The 25,114-nt window shown below is 41.3% G+C and carries 24 protein-coding genes and 1 pseudogene; 21 read left to right on the top strand and 4 right to left on the bottom strand.

Annotated elements, in window-relative coordinates:
- Positions 1 to 57 precede the first annotated feature (57 nt).
- The 13 genes and pseudogenes from ACLV7Q_RS07595 to ACLV7Q_RS07535 all read left to right on the top strand — a co-directional run bounded on the left by ACLV7Q_RS07595 (position 58) and on the right by ACLV7Q_RS07535 (position 17,322).
- Positions 58 to 918: a YihY/virulence factor BrkB family protein gene (locus tag ACLV7Q_RS07595; RefSeq protein ID WP_173283357.1), complete on the top strand. Its 861-nt coding sequence runs from the start codon at positions 58 to 60 to the stop codon at positions 916 to 918.
- 209 nt (positions 919 to 1,127) lie between these two features.
- Positions 1,128 to 1,838, top strand: coding sequence for a thiol-disulfide oxidoreductase-associated membrane protein CcdA2 (gene ccdA2, locus ACLV7Q_RS07590; protein WP_218757689.1), 711 nt, complete (start codon positions 1,128 to 1,130; stop codon positions 1,836 to 1,838).
- Positions 1,839 to 1,858: 20 nt separating this feature from the next.
- Positions 1,859 to 2,425 (top strand): TlpA family protein disulfide reductase, encoded by a 567-nt coding sequence (locus ACLV7Q_RS07585; protein WP_218757688.1) that lies wholly within the window; start codon positions 1,859 to 1,861, stop codon positions 2,423 to 2,425.
- 10 nt (positions 2,426 to 2,435) lie between these two features.
- Positions 2,436 to 3,548, top strand: coding sequence for a peptide-methionine (R)-S-oxide reductase MsrB (msrB, locus tag ACLV7Q_RS07580; RefSeq protein ID WP_061375266.1), 1,113 nt, complete (start codon positions 2,436 to 2,438; stop codon positions 3,546 to 3,548).
- 70 nt (positions 3,549 to 3,618) lie between these two features.
- Positions 3,619 to 4,356: a response regulator transcription factor gene (locus ACLV7Q_RS07575; RefSeq protein ID WP_004261873.1), complete on the top strand. Its 738-nt coding sequence runs from the start codon at positions 3,619 to 3,621 to the stop codon at positions 4,354 to 4,356.
- Entirely contained in the window at positions 4,353 to 6,044 is a 1,692-nt protein-coding gene (locus ACLV7Q_RS07570) for a cache domain-containing sensor histidine kinase (protein ID WP_218757687.1), read from the top strand. Before ACLV7Q_RS07575 ends, ACLV7Q_RS07570 begins: the two co-directional genes overlap by 4 nt.
- Before the next feature lie 114 nt (positions 6,045 to 6,158).
- On the top strand, positions 6,159 to 6,722 hold the full coding sequence (locus tag ACLV7Q_RS07565; protein WP_050242330.1) for a TIGR01440 family protein: 564 nt from the start codon (positions 6,159 to 6,161) through the stop codon (positions 6,720 to 6,722).
- Between the two features lie 21 nt (positions 6,723 to 6,743).
- A complete protein-coding gene (locus tag ACLV7Q_RS07560) occupies positions 6,744 to 12,674 on the top strand; it encodes a ZmpA/ZmpB/ZmpC family metallo-endopeptidase (RefSeq protein ID WP_411866002.1) in 5,931 nt (1,976 codons plus the stop codon).
- Between the two features lie 69 nt (positions 12,675 to 12,743).
- On the top strand, positions 12,744 to 14,465 hold the full coding sequence (gene pabB, locus ACLV7Q_RS07555; protein ID WP_218757685.1) for an aminodeoxychorismate synthase component I: 1,722 nt from the start codon (positions 12,744 to 12,746) through the stop codon (positions 14,463 to 14,465).
- Positions 14,466 to 14,564, top strand: a pseudogene (locus tag ACLV7Q_RS07550) (alpha/beta hydrolase); the annotation flags it as partial.
- Positions 14,565 to 14,622: 58 nt separating this feature from the next.
- Positions 14,623 to 15,315, top strand: coding sequence for an excalibur calcium-binding domain-containing protein (locus ACLV7Q_RS07545; protein ID WP_218757684.1), 693 nt, complete (start codon positions 14,623 to 14,625; stop codon positions 15,313 to 15,315).
- Positions 15,316 to 15,425: 110 nt separating this feature from the next.
- On the top strand, positions 15,426 to 16,385 hold the full coding sequence (locus tag ACLV7Q_RS07540) for an ROK family glucokinase (RefSeq protein ID WP_033684051.1): 960 nt from the start codon (positions 15,426 to 15,428) through the stop codon (positions 16,383 to 16,385).
- 97 nt (positions 16,386 to 16,482) lie between these two features.
- Positions 16,483 to 17,322, top strand: a complete 840-nt coding sequence (locus tag ACLV7Q_RS07535) for a thymidylate synthase (RefSeq protein WP_218757683.1) — start codon at positions 16,483 to 16,485, stop codon at positions 17,320 to 17,322.
- On the opposite strand, the gene ACLV7Q_RS07530 is transcribed toward ACLV7Q_RS07535, so the two are convergent.
- Together ACLV7Q_RS07530 and ACLV7Q_RS07525 are read right to left on the bottom strand one after the other, a co-directional pair.
- On the bottom strand, positions 17,319 to 17,441 hold the full coding sequence (locus ACLV7Q_RS07530; protein WP_263595532.1) for a hypothetical protein: 123 nt from the start codon (positions 17,439 to 17,441) through the stop codon (positions 17,319 to 17,321). The genes ACLV7Q_RS07535 and ACLV7Q_RS07530 overlap by 4 nt on opposite strands.
- A gap of 96 nt (positions 17,442 to 17,537) precedes the next feature.
- On the bottom strand, positions 17,538 to 17,708 hold the full coding sequence (locus ACLV7Q_RS07525) for a DUF3042 family protein (protein ID WP_001051777.1): 171 nt from the start codon (positions 17,706 to 17,708) through the stop codon (positions 17,538 to 17,540).
- A gap of 120 nt (positions 17,709 to 17,828) precedes the next feature.
- Here ACLV7Q_RS07525 and miaA point away from each other — a divergent pair, with 120 nt between their 5' ends.
- Genes miaA through ACLV7Q_RS07500 form a run of 5 tightly spaced genes read left to right on the top strand, consistent with a single transcriptional unit; the run spans position 17,829 to position 22,280 of the window.
- Positions 17,829 to 18,713, top strand: coding sequence for a tRNA (adenosine(37)-N6)-dimethylallyltransferase MiaA (gene miaA / locus ACLV7Q_RS07520; RefSeq protein WP_218757682.1), 885 nt, complete (start codon positions 17,829 to 17,831; stop codon positions 18,711 to 18,713).
- Positions 18,706 to 19,944, top strand: coding sequence for a GTPase HflX (gene hflX / locus ACLV7Q_RS07515; RefSeq protein ID WP_218757681.1), 1,239 nt, complete (start codon positions 18,706 to 18,708; stop codon positions 19,942 to 19,944). Before miaA ends, hflX begins: the two co-directional genes overlap by 8 nt.
- A complete protein-coding gene (locus tag ACLV7Q_RS07510) occupies positions 19,937 to 20,560 on the top strand; it encodes a cystathionine beta-lyase (protein ID WP_218757680.1) in 624 nt (207 codons plus the stop codon). The genes hflX and ACLV7Q_RS07510 overlap by 8 nt, the downstream gene beginning before the upstream one ends.
- A gap of 14 nt (positions 20,561 to 20,574) precedes the next feature.
- Positions 20,575 to 21,504, top strand: coding sequence for a ribonuclease Z (rnz, locus tag ACLV7Q_RS07505; RefSeq protein ID WP_218757679.1), 930 nt, complete (start codon positions 20,575 to 20,577; stop codon positions 21,502 to 21,504).
- 20 nt (positions 21,505 to 21,524) lie between these two features.
- Positions 21,525 to 22,280 (top strand): SDR family NAD(P)-dependent oxidoreductase, encoded by a 756-nt coding sequence (locus ACLV7Q_RS07500; RefSeq protein ID WP_218757678.1) that lies wholly within the window; start codon positions 21,525 to 21,527, stop codon positions 22,278 to 22,280.
- A 53-nt stretch (positions 22,281 to 22,333) separates the two neighbouring features.
- On the opposite strand, the gene ACLV7Q_RS07495 is transcribed toward ACLV7Q_RS07500, so the two are convergent.
- Positions 22,334 to 23,242, bottom strand: a complete 909-nt coding sequence (locus ACLV7Q_RS07495) for a LysR family transcriptional regulator (RefSeq protein WP_001222592.1) — start codon at positions 23,240 to 23,242, stop codon at positions 22,334 to 22,336.
- 63 nt (positions 23,243 to 23,305) lie between these two features.
- On the opposite strand from ACLV7Q_RS07495, the gene ACLV7Q_RS07490 reads away from it, so the two are divergent.
- The 3 genes from ACLV7Q_RS07490 (at position 23,306) to ACLV7Q_RS07480 (ending at position 24,254) form a co-directional block, all read left to right on the top strand.
- Entirely contained in the window at positions 23,306 to 23,575 is a 270-nt protein-coding gene (locus ACLV7Q_RS07490) for a YqgQ family protein (RefSeq protein WP_169435176.1), read from the top strand.
- The gene (locus ACLV7Q_RS07485) at positions 23,575 to 23,955 is read left to right on the top strand and encodes a rhodanese-like domain-containing protein (protein WP_000259256.1); all 381 of its coding nucleotides are present in this window, start codon (positions 23,575 to 23,577) and stop codon (positions 23,953 to 23,955) included. Before ACLV7Q_RS07490 ends, ACLV7Q_RS07485 begins: the two co-directional genes overlap by 1 nt.
- Before the next feature lie 71 nt (positions 23,956 to 24,026).
- Positions 24,027 to 24,254 (top strand): hypothetical protein, encoded by a 228-nt coding sequence (locus ACLV7Q_RS07480; RefSeq protein ID WP_119943504.1) that lies wholly within the window; start codon positions 24,027 to 24,029, stop codon positions 24,252 to 24,254.
- Positions 24,255 to 24,293: 39 nt separating this feature from the next.
- Here the strand turns inward: ACLV7Q_RS07480 and ACLV7Q_RS07475 are convergent, their stop codons facing one another.
- Positions 24,294 to 25,019 carry a 16S rRNA pseudouridine(516) synthase gene (locus ACLV7Q_RS07475; RefSeq protein ID WP_218757677.1) on the bottom strand — a complete coding sequence of 242 codons (726 nt, stop codon included), beginning with the start codon at positions 25,017 to 25,019 and terminating at the stop codon, positions 24,294 to 24,296.
- Positions 25,020 to 25,114 lie beyond the last annotated feature (95 nt).

The raw sequence follows: 25,114 nt of genomic DNA, 5'->3' as shown, positions 1-25,114 counted from the left end.
TCCTAGTTTGCTATTTGATTTTCATTGAGTATAAGATTGTAAGTGAAGGAGTGTGACATGAAAAAATGCTGGAAAGAGCTGACAGACAAGCCTTTAGTAAAAGCTTTTTTGCATTATTATCAAGCATCAGATAGTGAGTTGACCAGTGTCGCGGTAGCCTACTATTGGTTGATTTCGATTTTTCCCCTGCTTTTGGTGGTGGTCAATATCCTGCCTTATTTTCAGATTCCTGTGGGAGAATTTCTGGGCTTTATGAAAGACGTCCTGCCCCCAAGCCTCTATGAAGGTGTGGAAAAAATAGCCAGAGAAGTCTTGACGCAACCTTCAACAGGTTTATTGAGTTTTTCTGTCTTATCGGCTCTATGGAGTTTTTCAAAATCTATGAATTTCTTGCAAAAAGCTTTTAACAAGGCTTATGGCGTCGAAAAGAGTCGTGGACTTATTTCCCATCAGATGGTGAGTCTCCTAGTCAGTTTTGGATTGCAGCTCCTCTTTGCGTTTGCCTTGTTTTTGAGCTTATTTGGGCAGATGATTTTGGATTTACTTGCTCATTATTGGACAAAAGATGGCATTATCTATCAGGCTTTACAAGGGTTGGCAGGTCCTCTGACTTACGCCCTCCTCTTTGCTATCTTGGTTATGCTTTATTATTTTCTTCCCAATCTATCTAACAGGAAAATTAGCTATACCCTACCAGGAAGTGCCTTTGTTCTCTTAGTGATTCTAGGTTTACTAACTCTGTTCTCTAGTTATCTCAATTACTATGTCCATCATTTAGTGGACGTCCGAATTTTAGGTTCCGTTCTTCTTGTTGTTATGATGTTTTGGTTTATCTTGATTGCTAAAATTGTTATCCTAGGCGCGGTGATCAATGCCAGTATACAGAGTTTGAAAGATCCGAGCTTTAGAAAAGACTAACTATTTATCTATTACAAAAACGCATAGTATCGAGGCTTTATAGAACCTTGATACTATGCGCTTTTGTGCTTTGGCAGTTTTTGTATAGTTTTTGTCTAAGATTTCTAAATTATCTGATTAAATTCCTATTTTTCCCTATCATTGTCCCTGTTTTTTCGAAAATGGAAGGAGTATAATAAATCTATCAATAAAATGATAGGAGGAACTTTATGGGTCATATTTTCTTTTTTCTAAGTGTTTTTCTTGCTGGAATTCTATCTTTCTTTTCTCCTTGTATCTTACCCTTGTTACCAGTCTATGCAGGGGTACTACTAGATGATAAGGATGGTGATCAGGCTTCTAGCAACAAATTTTCTATCTCAGTTGTTAGTTTATTGCGAACGCTGGCCTTTATAGCAGGAATTTCCTTTATCTTTATTTTGTTGGGCTATGGAGCTGGTTTTTTAGGCGACTTGCTTTATGCTTCTTGGTTCCAATATGTGACGGGTGCGGTTATCATTCTCTTAGGCTTGCACCAGATGGAGATTCTACACTTTAAGGGGCTTTATAAGGAAAAGAGGTTACAACTGCAAGGACAGGAGCAAAATGGTAAGGGCTATAGTCAGGCATTTTTATTGGGTTTGACCTTTAGTTTTGCTTGGACGCCTTGTGTGGGACCGGTTCTTGGCTCTGTTTTAGCCTTGGCGGCTTCAGGTGGCTCAGGTGCTTGGCAGGGAGCGGGTCTCATGTTGGTGTACACGTTGGGCTTGGCGCTACCATTCTTGCTTCTAGCTCTAGCCTCTAGTTATGTTTTGAAACATTTCCGAAAACTTCATCCCTATCTCGGAATCCTCAAAAAAGTGGGTGGTTTTCTCATTATTGTGATGGGACTCTTGGTTCTATTTGGAAATGCTTCAATTTTAAGTCAATTATTTGAATAAAAATGGAAAGGAATATCAGTATGAAAAAATGGCAAACATGTGTTCTTGGAGCAGGTTCGCTCCTTTGTTTGACGGCTTGTTCAGGCAAGTCCATGACCAGTGAACACCAAATGAAAGATGAGATGAAGATGGAGCAGACAGCTAGTAAAACAAGCACGGCTAAAGGGAAAGAGGTGGCTGATTTTGAGCTAACTGGAGTAGATGGCAAGACCTACCGCTTATCTGATTACAAGGGCAAGAAAGTCTATCTCAAATTCTGGGCTTCTTGGTGTTCCATCTGTCTAGCCAGTCTTCCAGATACGGATGAAATTGCTAAGGATGCTGGGGACGACTATGTGGTCTTGACAGTAGTGTCACCAGGACACAAGGGAGAGCAATCTGAAGCGGACTTTAAGAATTGGTATAAGGGATTGGATTATAAAAATTTCCCAGTCCTAGTTGACCCATCAGGTAAACTCTTGGAAAGTTATGGTGTTCGTTCTTACCCCACTCAAGCCTTTATAGATGGTGAAGGAAAATTGGTCAAAACGCAACCAGGTTTTATGGAAAAAGATGCGATTTTGCAAACTTTGAAAGAATTAGCCTAGGAGGTGTCCTATGAATGATAAGCTAAAAATCATCTTGTTGATAGGAGTATTTTTCCTAGCCATAACCGGTTTCTATTTTCTATTGATGCGAAATGCAGGGCAGACAGATGCCTCGCAAATTGAGAAAGCGGCAGTTAGCCAAGGAGGAAAAACAGTGAAAAAAACAGAAATTAGTAAAGACGCAGACTTGCACGAAATTTATCTAGCTGGAGGTTGTTTCTGGGGAGTGGAGGAATACTTCTCCCGCGTTCCCGGAGTGACAGATGCCGTTTCAGGCTATGCAAACGGTAGAGGGGAAACAACCAAGTACGAATTGATCAACCAAACAGGTCATGCGGAGACTGTACATGTCACCTATGATGCTAATCAAATTTCTCTCAAGGAAATCCTGCTTCATTACTTCCGCATTATCAATCCAACCAGCAAAAATAAACAAGGAAATGATGTGGGGACCCAGTACCGTACCGGTGTATATTACACAGATGACAAGGATTTGGAGGTAATCAACCAAGTCTTTGATGAGGTGGCTAAGAAATACGATCAACCTCTAGCAGTTGAAAAGGAGAGTCTGCAGAATTTCGTAGTGGCAGAGGATTACCATCAAGACTATCTCAAGAAAAATCCAAATGGCTACTGCCATATCAATGTCAATCAGGCTGCCTACCCTGTCATCGATGCCAGCAAATACCCAAAACCAAGTGATGAAGAATTGAAAAAGACCTTGTCGCCTGAGGAGTATGCAGTTACCCAGAAAAATCAAACAGAGCGAGCTTTTTCAAACCGCTACTGGGATAAATTTGAATCTGGTATCTATGTGGATGTAGCAACTGGCGAACCTCTCTTTTCATCAAAGGACAAGTTTGAGTCTGGTTGCGGCTGGCCTAGTTTCACCCAGCCCATCAGCCCAGATGTTGCCACCTACAAGGAAGATAAGTCCTACAATATGACGCGCATGGAAGTGAGAAGCCGAGTTGGAGATTCTCACCTTGGGCATGTCTTTACGGACGGTCCACAGGACAAAGGTGGCTTGCGCTACTGTATCAATAGTCTTTCTATCCGCTTTATTCCCAAAGACCAAATGGAAGAAAAAGGCTATGCTTATTTACTAGATTATGTTGATTAAGAAGTCTTTCCTAAGCAGTTAGAGGAGAATTTTGCTATACTGATACTAGTAAGTGACAAAGGAGAGAAGCATGACCTATACAATCTTAATCGTAGAAGATGAATATCTGGTAAGACAAGGCTTGACCAAGCTGGTCAATGTAGCAGCCTACGATATGGAAATCATCGGTCAGGCTGAAAATGGAAGGCAGGCTTGGGAATTGATACAAAAGCAGGTGCCAGACATTATTTTAACCGATATCAACATGCCTCAGCTAAATGGCATCCAGTTGGCCAGTCTGGTTCGAGAAACCTATCCTCAGGTTCATCTAGTTTTTTTGACAGGATACGATGATTTTGATTATGCCTTATCTGCTGTCAAACTCGGTGTGGATGACTACCTGCTCAAACCCTTTTCTCGTCAGGATATTGAGGAAATGTTGGGGAAAATCAAACAAAAGTTGGACAAGGAAGAGAAAGAAGAGCAGTTACAAGATTTATTGACTGACAAGTTTGAAGGAAACATGGCCCAGAAAATCCAGTCTCATCTAGCTGATAGTCAGTTTAGTTTAAAGTCTTTAGCCAGTGACTTGGGATTTAGCCCGACTTATCTGAGTTCCTTGATTAAGAAAGAGTTGGGTCTGCCTTTTCAGGATTATTTGGTGCGAGAACGTGTCAAACAAGCCAAGCTCTTGCTTTTAACTACAGATCTGAAGATTTACGAGATAGCAGAGAAGGTTGGTTTTGAAGATATGAACTACTTTACCCAACGTTTTAAACAGATTGCAGGTGTGACACCTCGTCAGTTTAAGAAGGGAGAAGGCCGATGAAGCGTTCTTCTCTTTTAGTTAGAATGGTTATTTCCATCTTTCTGGTCTTTCTCGTTCTCCTAGCTCTGGTTGGAACTTTCTACTATCAATCTAGTTCATCAGCCATTGAGGCTAGCATTGAGGGCAATAGCCAGACGACTATCAGCCAAACTAGCCACTTTATCCAGTCTTATATCAAAAAATTAGAAACCACCTCGACCAGTTTGACCCAGCAGACGGATGTGTTAGACTATGCTGAGAATCCCAGTCAAGACAAGATCAAGGGAATTCGAGATCTGTTTTTGACCATCTTAAAGGCAGATCAGGACTTGAAAACTGTTGTGCTGGTGACCAAATCCGGTCAAATCATTTCTACAGATGATAGTGTGCAGATGAAAACTTCTTCTGATATGATGGCTGAGGATTGGTACCAAAAGGCTATTCATCAGGGGTCTAAGCCAGTTTTGACACCAGCTCGTAAATCAGATAGTCAGTGGGTCATTTCTGTCACTCAGGAACTTGTTGATGCAAAGGGAGCCAATCTGGGCGTGCTTCGTTTGGATATTTCCTACGAAACTCTGGAAGCCTATCTCAATCAACTCCAGTTGGGGCAGCAGGGCTTTGCCTTTATCATCAATGAAAACCATGAATTTGTTTACCATCCTCAACACACAGTTTATAGTTCGTCTAGCGAAATGGAGGCTATGAAACCCTACATCGAGACGGGTCAGGGCTATACTCCTAGCCACAAATCCTACGTCAGTCAGGAAAAGATTGCAGGAACTGATTGGACGGTACTTGGCGTGTCTTCGCTGGAGAAGTTAGACCAGGTTCGGAATCAACTCTTGTGGACCTTGCTTGGGGCTAGTATCACATCTCTTCTTGTCTGTCTCTGCTTGGTGTGGCTTAGTCTTAAACGCTGGATTGCTCCTTTGAAGGATTTGAGAGAAACCATGCTGGAAATTGCTTCTGGTAATCAGAATCTTCGTGCCAGGGAAACTGGTGCCTATGAACTGAGAGAAGTGTCTCGTCAGTTCAATGCCATGTTGGATCAGGTTGATCAGCTGATGGCAGATATTCGCAGGCAGGAAGAAACGACCCGTCAGTACCAACTTCAAGCCCTATCAAGTCAGATTAACCCACATTTCCTCTATAACACCTTGGACACCATCATCTGGATGGCTGAATTTCAGGATAGTCAGCGAGTGGTTCAGGTGACCAAGTCTTTGGCAACCTATTTCCGCTTGGCGCTCAATCAAGGTAAAGATTTGATTTGTCTGTCTGATGAAATCAATCATGTCCGCCAGTATCTCTTTATCCAGAAACAACGGTATGGAGATAAGCTGGAATACGAGATTGAGGAAAATCCTACCTTTGATAATCTGGTCTTGCCCAAGCTGGTTTTGCAACCTCTAGTAGAGAATGCTCTTTACCATGGCATCAAGGAGAAGGAAGGTCAGGGTCATATTAAACTTTCTGTCCAGAAACAGGATACAGGATTGGTCATCCGTATTGAGGATGATGGCGTTGGCTTCCAAACTGCTGGCGATAGTAGTCAAAGTCAACTCAAACGTGGAGGAGTTGGTCTGCAAAATGTTGATCAGCGACTCAAACTTCATTTTGGAGCCAATTACCAGATGAAGATTGATTCTAGGCCCCAAAAAGGGACGAAAGTGGAAATATACATAAATAGGATAGAAACTAGCTAACTCCCAGTCAATTCTGGGAGTTTTATGCGTAATTGGGCAAGCTTTCTAGGTTGTCTATCTTGCTAAAAACAAGAAAAAACGGTATGATAGATAGTGACAAAAGAGGTGGCAGAGATGAACGAGACACAGATTCAAAGAGAAACACGTCAGATAGTAGAAGATGTTTTAGAGAAGGCCAATTTAAAGCAGGGGGCCCTTTTTGTTTTAGGTCTATCTTCTAGTGAGGTGCTAGGTGGTCAGATTGGGAAAGAATCCAGTCAAGAGATTGGTGAGCTGATAGTGGAGACTATCTTGGGTATTCTAGGTAGTAGAGGTATCCATTTAGCCGTTCAAGGCTGTGAGCATGTCAATCGTGCCCTCGTTGTTGAACGTCAGGTGGCAGAGCAGTTTGGTCTGGAAATCGTCAGTGTCCTTCCAACTCTTCATGCAGGAGGTTCGGGGCAGTTAGCAGCCTTCAAGTTTATGCAGGATCCAGTTGAGGTTGAATTTATCAAGGCTCATGCTGGATTGGATATCGGAGACACTGCAATTGGCATGCATGTCAAGCATGTTCAGGTTCCGATTCGCCCTCTTTTGAGAGAGATTGGTCATGCCCATGTAACGGCGCTGGCTAGTCGTCCAAAATTAGTCGGAGGTGCGCGTGCGCACTATCCGCAAGATTCTATCAGAAAGTCGTGAGAATAAATAAAGGAGATGAAAGTGTTTAAAAAAGACCGTTTTTCAATTCGTAAGATTAAGGGAGTTGTAGGTTCTGTATTTCTCGGAAGCCTTTTGATGGCTCCTTCTGTAGTGGACGCAGCCACCTATCACTATGTAGATAAAGAGGTTATTTCACAAGAAGCTAAGGATTTAATCCAGACAGGAAAGCCTGATGGGAATGAAGTTGTATATGGTTTGGTGTATCAAAAAGACCAGCTGCCACAAACAGGGACAGAAGCATCTGTTTTGACAGCTTTTGGTTTGCTGACTGTTGGGAGCTTGCTTTTAATCTACAAGAGAAAGAAAATTGCCAGCGTCTTTCTAGTTGGAGCTATGGGATTGGTAGTTCTTCCTAGTGCAGGAGCTGTAGACCCAGTTGCTACTCTAGCACCGGCTAGTCGAGAGGGTGTTGTTGAAATGGAGGGCTATCGCTATGTTGGTTATCTATCAGGTGACATCCTCAAAACGCTTGGCTTGGACACTGTTTTAGAAGAAGCCTCAGCTAAACCTGGAGAGGTGACTGTAATCGAAGTTGAGAATCCCCAAGTAACAATAAATCAGGAGCAAGCTAAGCCAGAAAACCAAGCAGTAGAGACAGAGGAAGCTCCAAAAGAAGAAGCACCTAAAACAGAAGAAAGTCCAAAGGGAGAACCAAAATCGGAGGTGAAACCTACTGACGAACCCCTCCCTAAAGGAAAAGATGAAAAAGAAGCTTCAGCAGAACTAGCTCCAGTTGAAGAAGTAAGTGGAGTAGTTGATTCAAAAACAGATGAACAAACACCAGTCAAACCGGAAAGTCAACCATCAGACAAACCAGCTGAGGAATCAAAAGTTGAACCACCAGTAGAACAACCAAAAGTCCCAGAACAACCCGTGCAACCTACACAACCGGAGCAACCAAGGATACCAAAAGAATCATCACAACAAGAAGATCCTAAAGAAGATAGGGGAGCGGAAGAGACACCGAAACAAGAAGATGCACAGCCAGAAGTAGTAGAAACAAAAGATGAGGCTGCTAATCAACCTGTTGAAGAACCAAAAGTTGAAACGCCTGCTGTAGAAAAACAAACGGAACCAGCTGAGGAACTAAAAGTTGAACAAGCAGGTGAACCAGTCGCGCCAAGTGAAGGCGAAAAGGCACCAATGGCACCAGTCGAGCCAGAAAAGCAACCAGAAGCTCCTGAAGAAGAGAAGACTGCGGAAGAAACACCGAAACAAGAAGAGTCAACTCCAGATACCAAGGCTGAAGAAACTGTAGAACCAAAAGAGGAGACCAAAACAGCTAAGGGGACGCAAGAAGAAGGCAAAGAAGGTCAAGCACCAGTACAAGAAGTAAACCCAGAATATAAAGTAACAACAGGTACAGTTGAGAAGTCTACCGAAAGTGAATTAGATTTCACAACAGAAGTAGTTCCGGATGACACAAAATATGTAGATGAAGAAGTTGTTGAACGTCAAGGGGCTAAAGGAGTTCAAGTTACGAAAACAACTTACGAAACAGTGGAAGGTGTAGAGACAGATAAAGTTCTTTCTACAACTACAGAAGTGAAAACGCCTGCCGTTTCTAAAGTCGTTAAAAAAGGAACAAAACCAGTTGAAGGAACAACAATTGAAACAAGAGAAGAAGCCATTCCTTTTGCTACAAAAACAGAAGATGATGACACTTTAAAACGTGGAACAACTACAGTTGCTCAAGAAGGTGTAAACGGTAAGAAACAAATTACTGAAACGTATAAAACAATTCGAGGAGAAAAAACAAAAGATGCTCCAACAGTAGAAGAAAAAGTTATCTTACAACCTCAAGATAAAATTATTAAGAATGGTACAAAAGGGTTAGAAAAACCTACTTTACAATGGGCTAATACTGAAAAAGATGTCTTGAAGAAGAGTGCGACAGCTAGTTATACATTGACAAAACCAGCTGGAGTAGAAATCAAATCCATCAAATTAGCATTAAAAGATAAAGATGGACAACTTGTTAAAGAAGTAACGGTTGCTGAAAATAAATTAAACGTTACTTTAGATAAATTGAAATATTATCAAGGCTACACTCTATCTACAACAATGGTTTATGATCGTGGAGAAGGCGAAGAAACTGAAACATTAGAAGATAAACAAATTCAATTAGACCTTAAAAAAGTTGAAATCAAAAACATTAAAGAAACAAGCTTAATGAATGTTGATGCTGAGGGTAACGAAACTGATAAGAGCTTATTATCTGAAAAACCGACAGATGTTTCCCCATTGTATTTACGTGTGACAACTCATGACAACAAAGTGACAAGACTTGCGGTAAGTTCAGTTGAAGAAGTTGTTGTTGATGGAAAAACATTGTACAAAGTTGTAGCCAAAGCTCCAGACTTAGTTCAACGTAGAGCTGATGATACACTGAGTGAAGAATATGTTCATTATTTTGAAAAACAATTACCAAAAGTAAATAATGTATACTACAACTTCAATGAACTTGTAAAAGATATGCAAGCTAATCCAACGGGTGAGTTTAAACTTGGTGCAGACTTGAATGCAGCAAATGTTAAAGGTAATGGTAAATCTTACGTAACATCCGTATTTAAAGGTAAATTATCAAGTGTTGATGGTGGACGTTATTCAATCCATAATATAAGTCGTCCATTATTTGGAAACATTCAAGGTGGTCATATTCATGATATAAATCTTGCTAATGTGAATATTAACATGCCGGGAGAAAATCAAATTGCACCAATTGCTAATGTCATTAAAGGTGGAACTACTATTGAAAATGTTAAAGTTACAGGTGATGTAGTTGGTCGTGACTGGGTATCTGGATTTATCGATAAAATTGACAGTGGTGGCAGATTAGTCAATGTTGCATTTATTGGTAATGTTACGTCTGTTGGTAACGGTGGACAATACTTAGCTGGCATTGTCGGCGAAAACTGGAAGGGTTACATCGAACGAGCTTACGTTGATGCTAACATTACAGGTAAAAAAGCTAAAGCAGCAGGAATCGCGTATTGGTCGCAAAATGGAGGCGATAACTATGCTGTAGGTAGAGAGGGAGCTATTAAAAAATCTGTTGTTAAAGGTACAATAGTTGTGGAAGAACCAATTGAAGTTGGCGGTGCTGTTGGAAGTCTTAACATGCATGGTTCGATTGAAGATTCTGTTTCAATGATGAAAGTTGAAACCGGAGAAATATTTTATGGTTCACATGATATCAGTGCCGATCCTTATTGGACTGGTAACAATGTTAATAGAAACTACGTTGTAAAAGATGTAAGTAAGGGTACTTCATCATACAAGCATTCTAAAGAATTGCATCGTATTAAGCCTATAACACAAGAGGAAGCTGATAAGAAAATTAAAGAATTGGCTATCACATCAGATAAATATGCAATTACAGAGCCCATTGTAAATAAACTCAACGCTCTCACAACACGGGATAATGAGTATAAGACAACGCAAGATTACAAAGTTGAACGTGAACAAGCCTATCGCAACATTGAAAAACTTCAACCGTTCTATAATAAAGAGTGGATTGTAAACCAAGGGAATAAGTTAACAGATAAGTCCAATCTTGTTAAGAAAAACGTTCTGTCTGTAACGGGTATGAAATCAGGGCAATTTGTTACTGATTTATCAAGTGTGGATAAAATCATGATTCACTATGCCGATGGAACCAAAGAAGAATTTGGGGTATCTGCGGTTTCGGACTCTAGGGTAAAACAAGTCAAAGAATATAATGTAGATGATTTAGGTGTAGTTTACACTCCTAATATGGTTGATAAGAACAGAGATTCTTTGATTATGAAAGTTAAAGAGAAGTTGAGTTCTGTTGCTTTAGACTCTGCTGAGGTTAAAGCTATTACAAATAACCCTGCATCTCTATACCTAGAAGAAAGTTTCGCTGAGGTTAGAGAGACGTTAGATAAGTTAGTGAAGTCCTTGTTAGAAAATGAAGATCATCAACTGAACAGTGATGAAGTGGCTGAGAAGGCGCTTCTCAAGAAAGTTGAAGATAATAAAGCTAAGATTATATTAGCCTTGACTTATCTAAATCGTTATTATGGTATCGACTATGATGGCTTGAACTTTAAGCATTTGATGATGTTTAAACCAGACTTTTATGGTAAAACACCAAGTATTTTAGATTTCTTGATTCGTATAGGTTCAGCAGAAAAGAATTTAAAAGGAGATAGAAGTTTAGAAGCCTATCGTGAAGTTATTGGTGGTACTATTGGAAAAGGGGAATTAAATGGCTTGTTAGGTTATAACATGCGTTTATTCACTAAGTACACCGACTTAAATGACTGGTTTATTCATGCTGCAAAGAACGTTTATGTTTCTGAGCCTGAGACGACTACAGAGGATTTCAAAGACAAGCGCCATCGTATCTATGACGGTTTGAATAATGACGTGCATAGTCGCATGATTTTACCGTTACTCAACTTGAAGAAAGCACATATTTTTGTCATTTCTACTTACAACACTTTGGCATTCAGTTCTTTTGAAAAATATGGGAAGAATACGGAAGAAGAGCGTAATGCCTATAAATCGGAAATTGATAAAGTAGCCAAAGCGCAACAACGTTATTTAGACTTTTGGTCTCGCTTAGCCTTACCAAAGGTTCGGAATCAATTGTTGAAGAGTCAAAATTCTGTACCAACTCCTGTTTGGGATAATCAAGTTTATGTAGGTTTAGGTGGTGCAAACCGTATGGGTTACGGTGATGGTGGTCGAGTAGTAACTCCAGTTCGTGAATTATTCGGCCCGACTGATCGTTGGCACCAAATAAACTGGAATATGGGAGCGATGGCGAAGATTTATGAACGTCCTTGGAAAGATGATCAAGTTTATTTCATGGTTACAAATATGATGGAGCCGTTCGGTATCTCAGCCTTTACTCATGAAACTACTCACGTCAATGATAGAATGGCTTACTACGGTGGAGATTGGCACCGTGAAGGTACGGATTTAGAAGCCTTTGCTCAAGGCATGTTGCAAACACCTGATAAGTCAACAACCAATGGTGAATACGGTGCTCTCGGTATCAATATGGCTTATGAGCGTAAAAATGATGGTGAACAGCTTTACAATTATGACCCTGAGAAGTTAGATAGTAGAGAGAAAATTGATAGTTACATGAAGAACTACAATGAGTCTATGATGATGCTTGACTACTTAGAAGCTAGTGCAGTTATTCGTCAAAATTTGTCTGATAATTCTAAGTGGTTCAAGAAGATGGATAAAGAGTGGCGCACTAATGCAGATAGAAACCGTTTAATTGGAGAACCGCATCAGTGGGATAAATTACGTGATTTAACAGAAGAAGAGAAGAAGTTACCTATTGACAGTATTGACAAGTTGGTAGAGAATAACTTTGTAACTCTTCATGGTATGCCGAAGAACGGTCGTTACCGCACAGAAGGTTTTGATAGCTCTTATCAACCTGTAAACATGATGGCAGGTGTCTTTGGAGGGAATACAAGTAAAAGCACCGTAGGGTCTATTTCATTTAAACATAATGCTTTCCGTATGTGGGGGTACTATGGATATGAAAATGGCTTTATTCCTTATGTTTCTAACAAGTTAAAAGGTGCTGCAAATAAAGAGAATAAAGGGCTTTTAGGTGATGATTTCATTATCAAGAAAGTTTCTAAGAATCAATTCCAAAATCTCGAAGAGTGGAAGAAGCATTGGTATCATGAAGTTTATGATAAAGCACAAAAAGGCTTTGTTGAGATTGAGGTAGACGGAGTGAAAATTTCAACGTATGCTCAGTTACAATCCTTATTTGAAGAAGCTGTTAGCAAAGATCTTGCAGGTATGGATGATAAGAACATTAAGAATCATTACCAATATACAGAGAATCTCAAGTGGAAAATATACAAACAACTCCTTAAAAACACAGACGGTTTCTCTGGTGATCTATTTACTACACCACAAGCATAGGGATGAATAAAATCGTAAAAAGGTAGATCAGCTTTGTCTGTATCTGCCTTTTTATGCTATACTTAAGGTATGCATAGAAAAACAGTGATTGATTTTAGAGCTTTGGGGGAGAGATACACCTTTACCCAGCCTATTAAAGAGTTGAAAACGAGAAATATAGCAGAAGTGGCAGATTTGCTGGCACAAGTGGAAAGCTACCAAGAGCAAGGCTATTATGTGGTGGGCTATGTCAGCTACGAGGCTGCACCCGCTTTTGAGGAGAAATTAGCAGTTCATAAAGCTCCTTTACTGGGAGAGTACCTACTGTATTTTACTGTTCACGATAGGGTAGAAACTTCCCCTATTCCTCTGATTTATGATGAGGTTGATTTGCCTTCAAATTGGCAGGAAGTAACGTCTGCAGCAGACTATGAAAAGGCGATTGCCCAGATTCACTATCATTTACGACAGGGAGACACCTATCAGGTCAACTACACCGTCCAACTCAAGCAGGAGTTGTCTGCCAATCCTTTTGCCATCTACAATCGTATGGTGGTAGAGCAGGAGGCGGGCTACAATGCCTATGTGGAACATGACGAGATGGCAGTGATTTCCATGAGTCCAGAGCTCTTTTTTGAGCAAAATGGCCGCGAGTTGACAACGCGACCAATGAAGGGAACGACTCAGCGTGGCGTGACCGACCAAGAAGACTTGGGCCAGGCCAGTTGGTTGGAGCAGGATCCTAAAAATCGCTCTGAAAATATGATGATTGTGGACCTTTTGCGCAATGATATGAACCGTATTTCTGAGGTGGGGAGTGAGCACGTGGAGCGTCTTTGCCAAGTAGAACGGTATTCAACGGTTTGGCAGATGACTTCGACTATCAAGAGTCAGTTACGAGCAGATGTTAATTTAGTTTCTATTTTTCGTTCTCTCTTTCCTTGTGGTTCTATAACGGGAGCACCCAAAATTGCGACTATGGAAATCATTAAGGACTTGGAGCCACAACCGCGTGGAGTCTACTGCGGAACGATTGGTCTCTTGCTTCCAAATGGACGACGGATTTTCAATGTTGCTATCCGAACTATTCAACTGCATCAAGGGAAAGCCATCTATGGAGTTGGCGGAGGCATTACATGGGATAGCACTTGGGAATCTGAATACCGCGAGGTTCATCAAAAGGCGGCTGTTCTCTATCGGAAACAAGCTCGTTTTCAGCTGATTACGACTGGGAAAATCAGCCAGAAGAACTTGTTGTTTGAAGAACAACATTTGGAAAGACTGAGAAAAGCTAGTCGATATTTTGCCTTTCCTTTTGATGCAGAAGACTTAAGACAAAAGATAGAGGAAGAGTGTCAGGCTTGTGATGCTAATCAAGATTACCGCTTGCGAATTAGCCTTAGCAAATCTGGAGAGATAGAAGTCAATCGTCAAGTATTAACACCCCTTAGTTCAAGCTTCTGTCAAGCTCAACTTTGCCTTCAGGAAGCCAATTTGCAGCAAGCATTTACCTATTTTAAAACAAGCCACCGACCGCATTTGAGCTTAGGGGAACAAGAGAAGATTTACCACAATAAGTCTGGAGAACTGCTTGAAACCTCTATAGGAAATTTGGTTCTGAAGATTGATGAGAAACTCTATACACCATCTATCCGACTGGGAATCTTACCAGGAATTTATCGTCAGCATTTACTAGAAACAGGACAGGTAGAAGAGAAAGTCTTGACTTTAAAAGACTTAGCCCGAGCTGAGGCTATATATGGCTGTAATGCAGTGAGAGGTTTGTATGAATTAAGCCTAGAGGAGAACTAGATGAAACTGGTATTTTTACACGGGTTAGGGCAGTCAGCAGAGAGTTGGAAAGAAGTTCGGAATCAATTGAAGGATAAGCCCACAGAGACTCTTGAATTGCTGAAATAAGTTTGATAAAATAATATTGAAATCGATAACATTCCTATAGGAGAAAGTAATGAACAAACGTCTATTTTTAAAAATAAGTCTGGCGACATTGCCAGTTTTGGCTTTGTTTTCACAACCAGTTTTAGCAGAAGAAAACATCCATTTTTCTAGCTGTATGGAAGCTTGGGCTAATGGCTATTCGGATCTTCACGAGGGAGAACCTGGGTATTCTGCCAAGTTAGACCGCGATCATGATGGTGTGGCTTGCGAATTGAAAAATGCCCCTAAGGGTGCTTTTAAAGCAAAACAAGAGACTACAACTCAAACTGATACAAGTTCAGCAACAACAATTGGTTGGGTTAAGCAGGACGGCGCTTGGTACTACTTTGATGGAAATGGAAATCCAGTGAAAAATGCTTGGCAGGGAAGCTATTACCTGAAAGAAGATGGTCAAATGGCACAGAGCGAATGGATTTATGATGATTCTTATCAGGCTTGGTATTACTTAAAATCAGATGGATCTTATGCAAAGAATGCATGGCAAGGAGCTTACTACCTTAAGTCAAACGGTAAAATGGCACAAGGTGAGTGGGTTTATGATTCTTCTTATCAAGCTTGGTATTATTTGAAATCTGATGGTTCTTATGCTCGCAATGCATGGCAAGGAAATTACTATTTGAAATCAGATGGTAAAATGGCTGTCAATGAGCGAGTTGATGGAGGCCGTTACTATGTAGATGCCTCAGGTCTCTGGAAACCATAAATCAGATAAAATTTAGAAAGTTAATGCAAACCTTTGCATAAGTAAATGAATTTTGTTATACTAGTGCTGTAAGTATTTTCAATTATTATACAATGAAAAAGGAGAATATGATGAGTCAAAAGATTATTGGGATTGACCTTGGTGGAACTTCTATCAAATTTGCAATCTTAACAACAGCAGGAGAAATCCAAGAAAAATGGTCTATCAAGACTAACATTTTGGATGAGGGAAGTCATATCGTAGATGATATGATTGAGTCTATTCAACATCGTTTGGACTTGCTTGGATTGGCAGCAGCAGACTTCCAAGGTATCGGAATGGGATCACCAGGTGTGGTTGACCGTGAAAAAGGAACTGTTATTGGTGCCTACAATTTGAACTGGAAAACCCTTCAACCAATCAAAGAAAAAATTGAAAAAGCCTTGGGCATTCCATTTTTCATTGATAATGATGCCAACGTGGCAGCTCTTGGTGAGCGCTGGATGGGTGCTGGAGATAACCAACCAGATGTTGTCTTTATGACACTTGGTACAGGTGTTGGTGGTGGTATTGTCGCAGAAGGCAAATTGCTTCACGGTGTGGCTGGTGCAGCAGGTGAGCTTGGCCACATCACTGTTGACTTTGACCAACCAATCGCATGTACCTGTGGTAAAAAAGGTTGCCTTGAGACAGTTGCTTCAGCAACAGGGATTGTCAATTTGACTCGTCGCTATGCGGATGAATACGAAGGCGATGCAGCCTTGAAACGCTTGATTGATAACGGAGAAGAAGTAACTGCTAAGACTGTCTTTGACCTTGCAAAAGAAGGAGACGACCTTGCTTTGATTGTTTACCGTAACTTCTCACGTTACTTGGGAATCGCTTGTGCTAACATCGGTTCAATCCTAAACCCATCAACAATCGTTATCGGTGGTGGTGTGTCAGCTGCGGGAGAATTCCTTCTACAAGGTGTTCAAAAAGTCTACGATGAAAATAGTTTCCCACAAGTACGCACATCTACTAAATTAGCTCTTGCAACTCTAGGAAATGATGCTGGAGTTATCGGAGCAGCATCACTTGTATTGCAATAAAATAATAAAAGAGGAAAAATGCTAACCTAGAGTTAGTAATGTTCCTCTTTTCTTTTTTATGCTATACTAGTTAGGACAATAAATGAGGTGAGAGAGAATGACAAAAGCAGATACGATTTTTAAAGAGAATATTGAACGCATCCTCAAAGACGGTGTCTTTTCTGAGCAGGCCCGTCCCAAGTACAAGGATGGGACAGTTGCTAACTCTAAATATGTAACTGGTGCCTTTTCCGAGTATGACTTATCTAAAGGAGAATTCCCCATCACAACTTTGCGCCCTATCGCTATCAAATCAGCTATCAAGGAAGTGCTCTGGATTTACCAAGACCAGTCAAATAGCCTAGAGGTGCTTAATGACAAGTACAATGTTCACTACTGGAATGACTGGGAAGTGGGAGATACGGGAACTATTGGTGAGCGCTATGGTGCTGTTGTTAAGAAACACGACATCATCAATAAGATTCTCAAGCAGTTAGAAGCCAACCCTTGGAACCGTCGAAACATTATCTCCCTTTGGGATTACCAAGCTTTCGAAGAAACAGATGGGTTGCTCCCATGTGCCTTTCAGACTATGTTTGATGTCCGCCGTGTAGATGGGGAAATCTATCTGGATGCGACCTTGACCCAGCGCTCCAATGATATGCTGGTGGCCCACCACATCAATGCTATGCAGTATGTGGCTCTTCAAATGATGATTGCCAAACATTTTGGCTGGAAGGTTGGGAAGTTCTTCTACTTTATCAACAACCTCCATATCTATGACAATCAATTTGAACAAGCTCAGGAATTGCTTCGTCGTGAACCGTCAAATTGTCAACCACGTTTGGTCTTGAATGTACCAGACAAAACCAACTTCTTTGATATCAAAGCGGAAGATTTTGAGTTGGTGGATTATGACCCTGTCAAGCCACAGTTGAAGTTTGACCTAGCTATTTAAAACTCTTCGAAAATTTCTTCAAACCACGTCAGCGTCGCTTCATCAACAACCTCAAAATCATGTATTGAGCTGACTTCGTCAGTTCTATCTACAACCTCACAAAACAGTGTTTTGAGCAACCTGCGGCTAGTTTCCTAGTTTGCTCTTTGATTTTCATTGAGTATAAAAGAATAGAAAAAGAAGTTGAGACAATAAATCTCAACTTCTTTTGTTTCTTAACGTGATACGCGGCGGCGAGCTGCTTTTTTACGGTTTTCTTCGATGAAAGCTGCTTTTTGCTCTTCTGGTTCGATCACTTTCTTTTTAAATGCGTATACTGCACCTGCAAGTGCAGCGACAGTTCCTGCGACACCTGTTACAAGACCTTTAGCGAATCCTTTAGCCATGAGTCTTCCTCCTTTATCTTCTTAATCAGCCAGCCCCTTCAAGAGGTCACATTTTTCTGACTGACCTTTTTGTGTTATAATAATAGTAACGAAAAAATGGGAATTTTTCAAGGAAAAAAGATGAAAACAAAAATAATTGTGATTGTTGGACCGACTGCTGTTGGAAAAACAGCCCTTGCCATTGAAGTGGCCAAGCGTTTTAATGGCGAAGTGGTTAGTGGAGATAGCCAGCAAGTCTATCGAGGACTTGATATTGGGACGGCTAAGGCTAGTCCAGAAGAGCAGGCAGCTGTTCCCCATCATTTAATCGATGTTAGAGAGGTAACCGAGTCTTACTCGGCTTTTGATTTTGTTTCAGAAGCTAAGATGGCTATTGAGGATATTCACAGCCGTGGCAAGCTAGCCATTATCGCCGGTGGGACTGGGCTTTATATCCAGAGCTTGTTAGAAGGTTACCACCTGGGTGGGGAGACTCCCCATGAGGAGATTTTGGCCTATCGGGCTAGCTTGGAGCCTTATACGGATGAGGGATTAGCCCATTTGGTAGAGCAAGCAGGCCTTGAAATTCCCCAGTTTAATCGTCGTCGTGCTATGCGTGCCTTGGAAATTGCCCATTTTGGTCAGGATTTGGAAAATCAAGAGACCTTGTATGAATCATTGATTATTTGCTTGGATGATGAACGCAGTCAATTATATGAACGAATCAATCATCGAGTGGATTTGATGTTTGAGGCTGGGCTTTTAGATGAGGCCAAGTGGCTTTTTGACCATTACCCTGATGTGCAGGCTGCTAAAGGAATTGGTTACAAGGAACTCTTTCCGTATTTCCGTGGAGAGCAGACCTTGGAAGAAGCCAGTGAGAGTCTCAAACAGGCGACCCGCCGTTTTGCCAAGCGTCAGTTGACCTGGTTCCGTAATCGCATGCAGGTGACCTTTTATCAAATAGGAGAATCTGGTGTGCAAGACCGCATTTTAAGCCAGATAGAGGAGTTTTTAGATGATTGATACGGAGAAAAAAGAGGAACGGGTCCTGCTCATTGGTGTGGAATTGCAGGGCATGGACAATTTTGACCTCTCTATGGAAGAATTGGCTAGTTTAGCGAAAACGGCAGGGGCAGTCGTTGTAGATAGCTACAGACAAAAACGTGAAAAGTATGATTCCAAGACCTTCGTCGGCTCTGGTAAGTTGGAAGAAATAGCCCTCATGGTGGATGCAGAAGAAATTACCACTGTCATCGTCAACAACCGTCTGACGCCAAGGCAAAATGTCAATTTAGAAGAAGTTCTGGGTGTTAAGGTCATTGACCGTATGCAGTTGATTCTGGATATCTTTGCCATGCGGGCTCGAAGTCATGAAGGAAAACTCCAAGTGCATTTGGCTCAGCTCAAATATCTCTTGCCTCGCTTGGTTGGTCAGGGAATTATGCTCAGCCGTCAGGCAGGGGGAATTGGTTCCCGTGGTCCTGGTGAAAGCCAGTTGGAGCTGAACCGTCGTAGCGTTCGCAATCAAATCACAGATATCGAGCGCCAGCTCAAGGTGGTTGAGAAAAATCGGGCGACTGTCAGAGAAAAACGTCTGGAGTCTAGCACCTTTAAGATTGGTCTGATTGGTTACACCAATGCAGGGAAGTCAACTATCATGAACACCTTGACCAGTAAGACCCAGTATGAGGCTGACGAGCTATTTGCGACTCTGGACGCGACGACTAAGAGTATCCATCTAGGGGGTAATCTACAGGTGACTTTAACTGATACCGTTGGCTTTATCCAAGATTTGCCGACAGAGTTGGTGTCCAGTTTTAAGTCAACCTTGGAAGAAAGCAAGCATGTAGACCTTCTGGTTCATGTTATCGATGCCAGCAATCCTTACCATGAGGAACATGAAAAAACAGTTCTGTCCATCATGAAAGACCTGGACATGGAGGATATTCCTTGTCTGACCCTTTATAATAAATCGGATTTGGTGGAGGATTTTACGCCGACCCAAACGCCTTATGCCCTCATTTCTGCCAAGTCTGAGGATAGTCGTGAGAATTTGCAGGCTTTGTTTTTAGAGAAAATCAAGGATGTTTTTGAAGTCTTTACCCTGCGCGTACCTTTTTCAAAGTCTTACAAGATTCATGATTTAGAAAGTGTTGCGATTCTGGAAGATCGTGACTACCAAGATGATGGGGAAGTCATTACAGGCTACATTTCCGAGAAAAATAAATGGAGGTTAGAGGAATTTTATGACTGATATTAAAACCTTGGCTCTAAAATATGGGGGCTATACAAGTCTGGATAAGGTCTATCTGGATCAGCTTCTAGCTGGCAAGACAGAGCAGGAGCAGTTGGCACTAATCACTCCTCCACCTAGCGTGGTCAATGCTTACTTTGCAGAACTTTACCAGAAAAAGAGTCCTGAGGCTGCGACGAATTATTTTGCAGAAGTCAGTCAAGAACTGAATCTCTACAATGCTGAACCTAGTTTCACTCTTGAAAACAAACCTTTTATTCGTCTTAACCTATCTGGTAAATCCTTTGGTTTTTGTTATGAGAGTGAGGGTCTTGGTCGGATTTTCTTTGAAAATGAAGAGAAAATTTCAGATGACTTGCTCTTTGAAATTGCGCAAATTTTTCCCCATCAACTAGTATTTGAAGAGTCTGGAAAAATTTACATGAAGCCTGTCGGGGACGAGGAAGTTGTGAACGTGGAAAGTCTTACAGCTTTGACTGATTTAGAAGGCTTGGCTGATGGTCGTAAGCGTCTCAAAGGCTACAGCCAAGAGGATTTATTACAAGAAGCTACTGCTTTTTCTGGCAAGCGCTATTTCCGATCGGAAAACCGCACAGCCATGTTATATATTGATTAATTAGAAAGTATCGAATGGATATTCAATTTTTAGGAACGGGGGCTGGTCAGCCCTCTAAAGCCCGCAACGTTTCAAGTCTCGCCCTGAAACTCTTGGACGAGATTAACGAAGTCTGGCTCTTTGACTGTGGAGAAGGAACGCAAAATCGCATTCTGGAAACCACAATTCGACCACGTAAGGTCAGCAAAATCTTTATTACCCACCTACATGGAGACCACATCTTTGGCTTGCCAGGTTTCCTATCTAGCCGTGCCTTTCAGGCCAATGAAGAGCAGACAGATTTGGAAATCTATGGACCGCAAGGTATCAAGTCCTTTGTCTTAACCAGTCTTCGTGTGTCAGGTTCGCGCCTGCCTTACCGTATTCATTTTCATGAGTTTGACCAAGATTCTCTAGGTAAAATCCTTGAGACCGATAAATTCACGGTGTATGCAGAGAAGTTGGATCATACTATTTTCTGTGTTGGCTATCGTGTCATTCAAAAGGACTTGGAAGGAACGCTGGATGCTGAAAAACTCAAGGCGGCAGGTGTCCCATTTGGCCCACTTTTTGGAAAAATTAAAAACGGTCAGGACGTTGTTCTCGAAGATGGGACTGAAATCAAGGCAGCTGACTATATCTCAGCTCCCCGTCCGGGTAAGATTATCACTATTTTAGGAGACACTCGAAAAACGGATGCTAGTGTGCGTCTGGCTGTCAATGCCGACGTCCTGGTTCATGAATCGACTTATGGCAAGGGCGATGAAATAATTGCTCGTAACCATGGCCACTCTACTAACATGCAAGCTGCACAAGTAGCGGTAGAAGCAGGTGCCAAACGCCTCTTGCTCAACCACATCAGTGCTCGTTTTCTCTCAAAAGATATCAGCAAGCTCAAAAAAGACGCTGCTAGTGTTTTTGAAAATGTCCATGTGGTCAAAGACTTGGAAGAAGTGGAAATCTAGCAGTCACAGAAAGGAACAGTATGCCTACTATTCTCATTACCGGAGCTAGCGGTGGCCTAGCCCAAGAAATGGTCAAACTTTTGCCGAATGACCAACTGATTTTGTTAGGTAGAAATAAGGAAAAATTAGCCCAACTCTATGGAAATCATCCTCAAGCAGAATTGATTGAAATAGACATTACCGATGACTCAGCTTTAGAAACTCTGATAGCAGACCTCTATCTCCGTTATGGCAAGATTGATGTCTTGATAAACAACGCTGGTTACGGGATCTTTGAGGAATTTGACCAGATTTCCGACCAAGATATTCATCAGATGTTCGATGTCAATACCTTTGCCCTAATGAATCTGTCTCGACGCCTTGCGGCTCGTATGAAAGAGAGTCGAAAAGGCCATATCATCAATATCGTCAGCATGGCAGGTTTAATCGCTACTGGCAAGTCCAGTCTCTACTCAGCGACCAAGTTTGCGGCTATTGGTTTTTCAAATGCTCTGCGCCTCGAACTTATGCCCTATGGAGTCTATGTGACAACAGTCAATCCAGGTCCAATCCGAACAGGATTTTTTGACCAGGCCGACCCAGATGGGACTTATCTCAAGTCGGTTGAACGCTTCCTGTTGAAACCAGATGCAGTGGCTAAAAAGATTGTCAAGATTATAGGAAAAAACAAACGAGAACTTAATCTCCCAGTTTTGTTGAACCTAGCCCATAAGTTTTACACCCTCTTTCCCAAGCTAGCAGATAAGTTGGCAGGGGAGACTTTTAATTATAAGTAAAAAGAACCAATGTGCAGGTTGTTGCTAGCCTACATATTGGTTCTTATTATTTCTCAACTATCAAACTGGACTTCTTCTAGTAGATAGTCGATAAAGCGTTCGCCCATCTTAGATAGGCTGGTTTTTTCATGCTGGATATAGACCAGCTCAATTGGGTCATCAATATCCAGTGGGATAGAAACGATATTGTCTCCATTGAGATTACTGTTCAAAATCCCTGTCGCAATGGTATAACCATCCAAACCAATCAAGAGATTAAAGAGGGTAGCACGGTCGCTGACTACGATGGATTTCTTGTGGTGTTCTTGGGAAAGAATTTCTTCTGAAAAGTAGAAGGAGTTGTGCGTCCCTTGGTCATAACTGAGGTAAGGGAAATTTTCCAAATCAGACAGTTTCACCTTGTCTTTTTTTGCCAGAGGGTTGGTCTTGCTGACAAAGATATGCGGTTGCGCTGTGAAGAGATGGTGAGCCAGCAGGTGGTTGTCATCCAGCATCTTGGTTAAAACATCACGGTTGTAGCTGTTCAAAAAGAGAACACCGACCTCACTACGGAAGTTCTTGACGTCGTCGATAATTTCCCAAGTCCGAGTTTCACGAAGGAAGAGCTCGTATTTCTCCATATCACTTTTCTTGAGCAAAGAGACAAATGCATTGACCACAAATGCATAGTGTTGAGACGAAACGCTAAAGAGTTCGCGGTGTGCAACAGGATTTTTATAACGTTCCTCCAGAAGCTGGGTCTGCTCGACAACCTGACGGGCATAAGAGAGAAACTCCATCCCATCACGGGTCAAGGTGATACCCTTAGGATTACGAATAAAGATCTCAATCCCCATTTCATTTTCCAAATCTCTCACAGCATTGGAAAGACTCGGCTGGGTAATGAAAAGTTGTTTAGCTGCCTCATTCATGGAGCCAGTTTCGACGATTTTGATAATATAGTGTAATTGTTGAATTCTCATGTTTTTATTGTACCACACTTGCGTCAGAATCGCCAAAGAAGATAGGAAAATCAAGAGCATTGTGTGATTCTCTTCTTGAAAAAAACACAAAAATTTGCTAGAATGAGTCTTATGAAAACATTCTATGATGTGCAGCAATTCCTCAAACGATTTGGTATTATTGTTTATATGGGAAAACGCTTATATGATATTGAACTGATGAAGTTGGAACTCTCTCGGATTTACGATGCAGGGCTGATGGACAAACTGGATTATCTGGAAGCGGAAGCGGTTCTTCGCAGAGAGCACAAGGTAGAATTGGATTATATTGAGAAAAATGGAGAAAAGAACTAATGGTTACTTGGATTTTGTGGGCACTTATACTGGCAATGTTGGCATGGATGGGCTTTAACTATCTTCGTATTCGCCGTGCGGCTAAAATTGTAGACAATGAGGAGTTTGAAGCCTTGATTCGTACGGGTCAATTGATTGATTTGCGCGACCCAGCTGAATTTCACAGAAAACATATCCTTGGTGCCCGCAATATTCCTTCAAGTCAGTTGAAGACTAGTCTTGCAGCCCTTCGTAAGGATAAACCTGTCCTTCTTTACGAAAACCAACGTGCGCAACGTGTCACAAATGCAGCCCTTTACTTGAAAAAACAAGGTTTTTCTGAGATTTATATCCTTTCTTATGGCTTGGATTCTTGGAAAGGGAAAGTGAAGACTAGTTAATATTCTGTAAAAAGTTGATATAGTCGGTCTCATATACTAAATTAATAATCATTTTAAGGAGTTTTTAAAAAATGCAAGAAAAGAAAAAACACTCTCTTGTTTTAGGTATCCTATCTATTGTGCTCGGTTTGCTATTTCCAATTGTAGGTCTGATTTTGGGGATCATAGGATTGGTCTTGGCTTTTTCATACCAAAAAGGATCTGGACTAGACTATAAAACAGAAAAAATTCTCAACATCGTAGGACTTGTGGTTTCTGTACTTAACTGGATTGTAGCCGTCGCAGTATTTTTTAGATAAGCAATAAACAAAAAGCTTTAAACATAAAGCTTTTTTCTTTTATCCACTTTTCTCTAAGTGATTTTTAATGATTTCCAATTCCTCTGGATTCAAAGGACGGTAATGGCCTTCTGTTAGTTCTGTGTCTAATGTAAAATCACCGAATTGAACTCGTTTGAGGGAGGTCACCTTGACACCAACCGAGAGGAACATTTTCTTAACCTGATGAAATTTTCCTTCTGAAATGGTAATGGAGGCTTGACTGAGGGAAGGACTTGCAGATAGAATCTCTAGTCTTGCAGGTTTACAGATAGTGCCATCTAAAAAGACAATTCCCTTTTGAAAGGCTTGGATATGGTCAGGTGTTAGAAGTCCATTAACCTCAACTTGATAAGTCTTATCGACATGATATTGGGGATGGAGGAGCTGAAAGCCCAAGGGACCGTTATCGGTCAAGAGGAGGAGGCCTGTCGTATCTCGGTCCAGTCGGCCGACGGCATAGAGCTTGTCAGACTGGATGTCAGGCGGAAGGAGGTCCATGACGGTTGGAAGTTTCTTGTCTTTGTTGGCTGTAACGACACCAGCAGGTTTATGAAGCATGAGATAGGTGTGCTCATAGCCTTGAATGATTTGGTCTTGAAAAAGGAGTTCTTGTAGTCCTGTATCGATATTTTGGGCTAGGGAGCGGGCTGGGCAACCATCGACTAGAATTTCTCCTTTTAGTAAGGCTTGTTTCATGGCCTTTCGACTGATTTTTTCTTGGGCTAATAAATTATCTAAACGCATACTGTGCCTATCTTATCATAAGTCGCTTGCTTTGAAAAGGCTTGATGTGAAAAGAAAAGCATAGTGAAAACATTTACACTTGCTTGAGTTATGTT

The sequence above is a fragment of the Streptococcus mitis genome (assembly GCF_965111725.1).
Classification (GTDB): Bacteria; Bacillota; Bacilli; order Lactobacillales; family Streptococcaceae; genus Streptococcus; species Streptococcus mitis_DV.
This window is presented reverse-complemented; position numbering and strand designations above follow the sequence as displayed.

Excerpts from the sequence above, each read along its gene's own strand:
- ACLV7Q_RS07595 (WP_173283357.1), top strand. The coding sequence starts at position 58 with ATGAAAAAATGCTGGAAAGAGCTGACAGACAAGCCTTTAGTAAAAGCT.
- ccdA2 (WP_218757689.1), top strand. The coding sequence starts at position 1,128 with ATGGGTCATATTTTCTTTTTTCTAAGTGTTTTTCTTGCTGGAATTCTA.
- ACLV7Q_RS07585 (WP_218757688.1), top strand. The coding sequence starts at position 1,859 with ATGAAAAAATGGCAAACATGTGTTCTTGGAGCAGGTTCGCTCCTTTGT.
- msrB (WP_061375266.1), top strand. The coding sequence starts at position 2,436 with ATGAATGATAAGCTAAAAATCATCTTGTTGATAGGAGTATTTTTCCTA.
- ACLV7Q_RS07575 (WP_004261873.1), top strand. The coding sequence starts at position 3,619 with ATGACCTATACAATCTTAATCGTAGAAGATGAATATCTGGTAAGACAA.
- ACLV7Q_RS07570 (WP_218757687.1), top strand. The coding sequence starts at position 4,353 with ATGAAGCGTTCTTCTCTTTTAGTTAGAATGGTTATTTCCATCTTTCTG.
- ACLV7Q_RS07565 (WP_050242330.1), top strand. The coding sequence starts at position 6,159 with ATGAACGAGACACAGATTCAAAGAGAAACACGTCAGATAGTAGAAGAT.
- pabB (WP_218757685.1), top strand. The coding sequence starts at position 12,744 with ATGCATAGAAAAACAGTGATTGATTTTAGAGCTTTGGGGGAGAGATAC.
- ACLV7Q_RS07545 (WP_218757684.1), top strand. The coding sequence starts at position 14,623 with ATGAACAAACGTCTATTTTTAAAAATAAGTCTGGCGACATTGCCAGTT.
- ACLV7Q_RS07540 (WP_033684051.1), top strand. The coding sequence starts at position 15,426 with ATGAGTCAAAAGATTATTGGGATTGACCTTGGTGGAACTTCTATCAAA.
- ACLV7Q_RS07535 (WP_218757683.1), top strand. The coding sequence starts at position 16,483 with ATGACAAAAGCAGATACGATTTTTAAAGAGAATATTGAACGCATCCTC.
- ACLV7Q_RS07525 (WP_001051777.1), bottom strand. The coding sequence starts at position 17,708 with ATGGCTAAAGGATTCGCTAAAGGTCTTGTAACAGGTGTCGCAGGAACT.
- miaA (WP_218757682.1), top strand. The coding sequence starts at position 17,829 with ATGAAAACAAAAATAATTGTGATTGTTGGACCGACTGCTGTTGGAAAA.
- hflX (WP_218757681.1), top strand. The coding sequence starts at position 18,706 with ATGATTGATACGGAGAAAAAAGAGGAACGGGTCCTGCTCATTGGTGTG.
- ACLV7Q_RS07510 (WP_218757680.1), top strand. The coding sequence starts at position 19,937 with ATGACTGATATTAAAACCTTGGCTCTAAAATATGGGGGCTATACAAGT.
- rnz (WP_218757679.1), top strand. The coding sequence starts at position 20,575 with ATGGATATTCAATTTTTAGGAACGGGGGCTGGTCAGCCCTCTAAAGCC.
- ACLV7Q_RS07500 (WP_218757678.1), top strand. The coding sequence starts at position 21,525 with ATGCCTACTATTCTCATTACCGGAGCTAGCGGTGGCCTAGCCCAAGAA.
- ACLV7Q_RS07495 (WP_001222592.1), bottom strand. The coding sequence starts at position 23,242 with ATGAGAATTCAACAATTACACTATATTATCAAAATCGTCGAAACTGGC.
- ACLV7Q_RS07485 (WP_000259256.1), top strand. The coding sequence starts at position 23,575 with ATGGTTACTTGGATTTTGTGGGCACTTATACTGGCAATGTTGGCATGG.
- ACLV7Q_RS07480 (WP_119943504.1), top strand. The coding sequence starts at position 24,027 with ATGCAAGAAAAGAAAAAACACTCTCTTGTTTTAGGTATCCTATCTATT.
- ACLV7Q_RS07475 (WP_218757677.1), bottom strand. The coding sequence starts at position 25,019 with ATGCGTTTAGATAATTTATTAGCCCAAGAAAAAATCAGTCGAAAGGCC.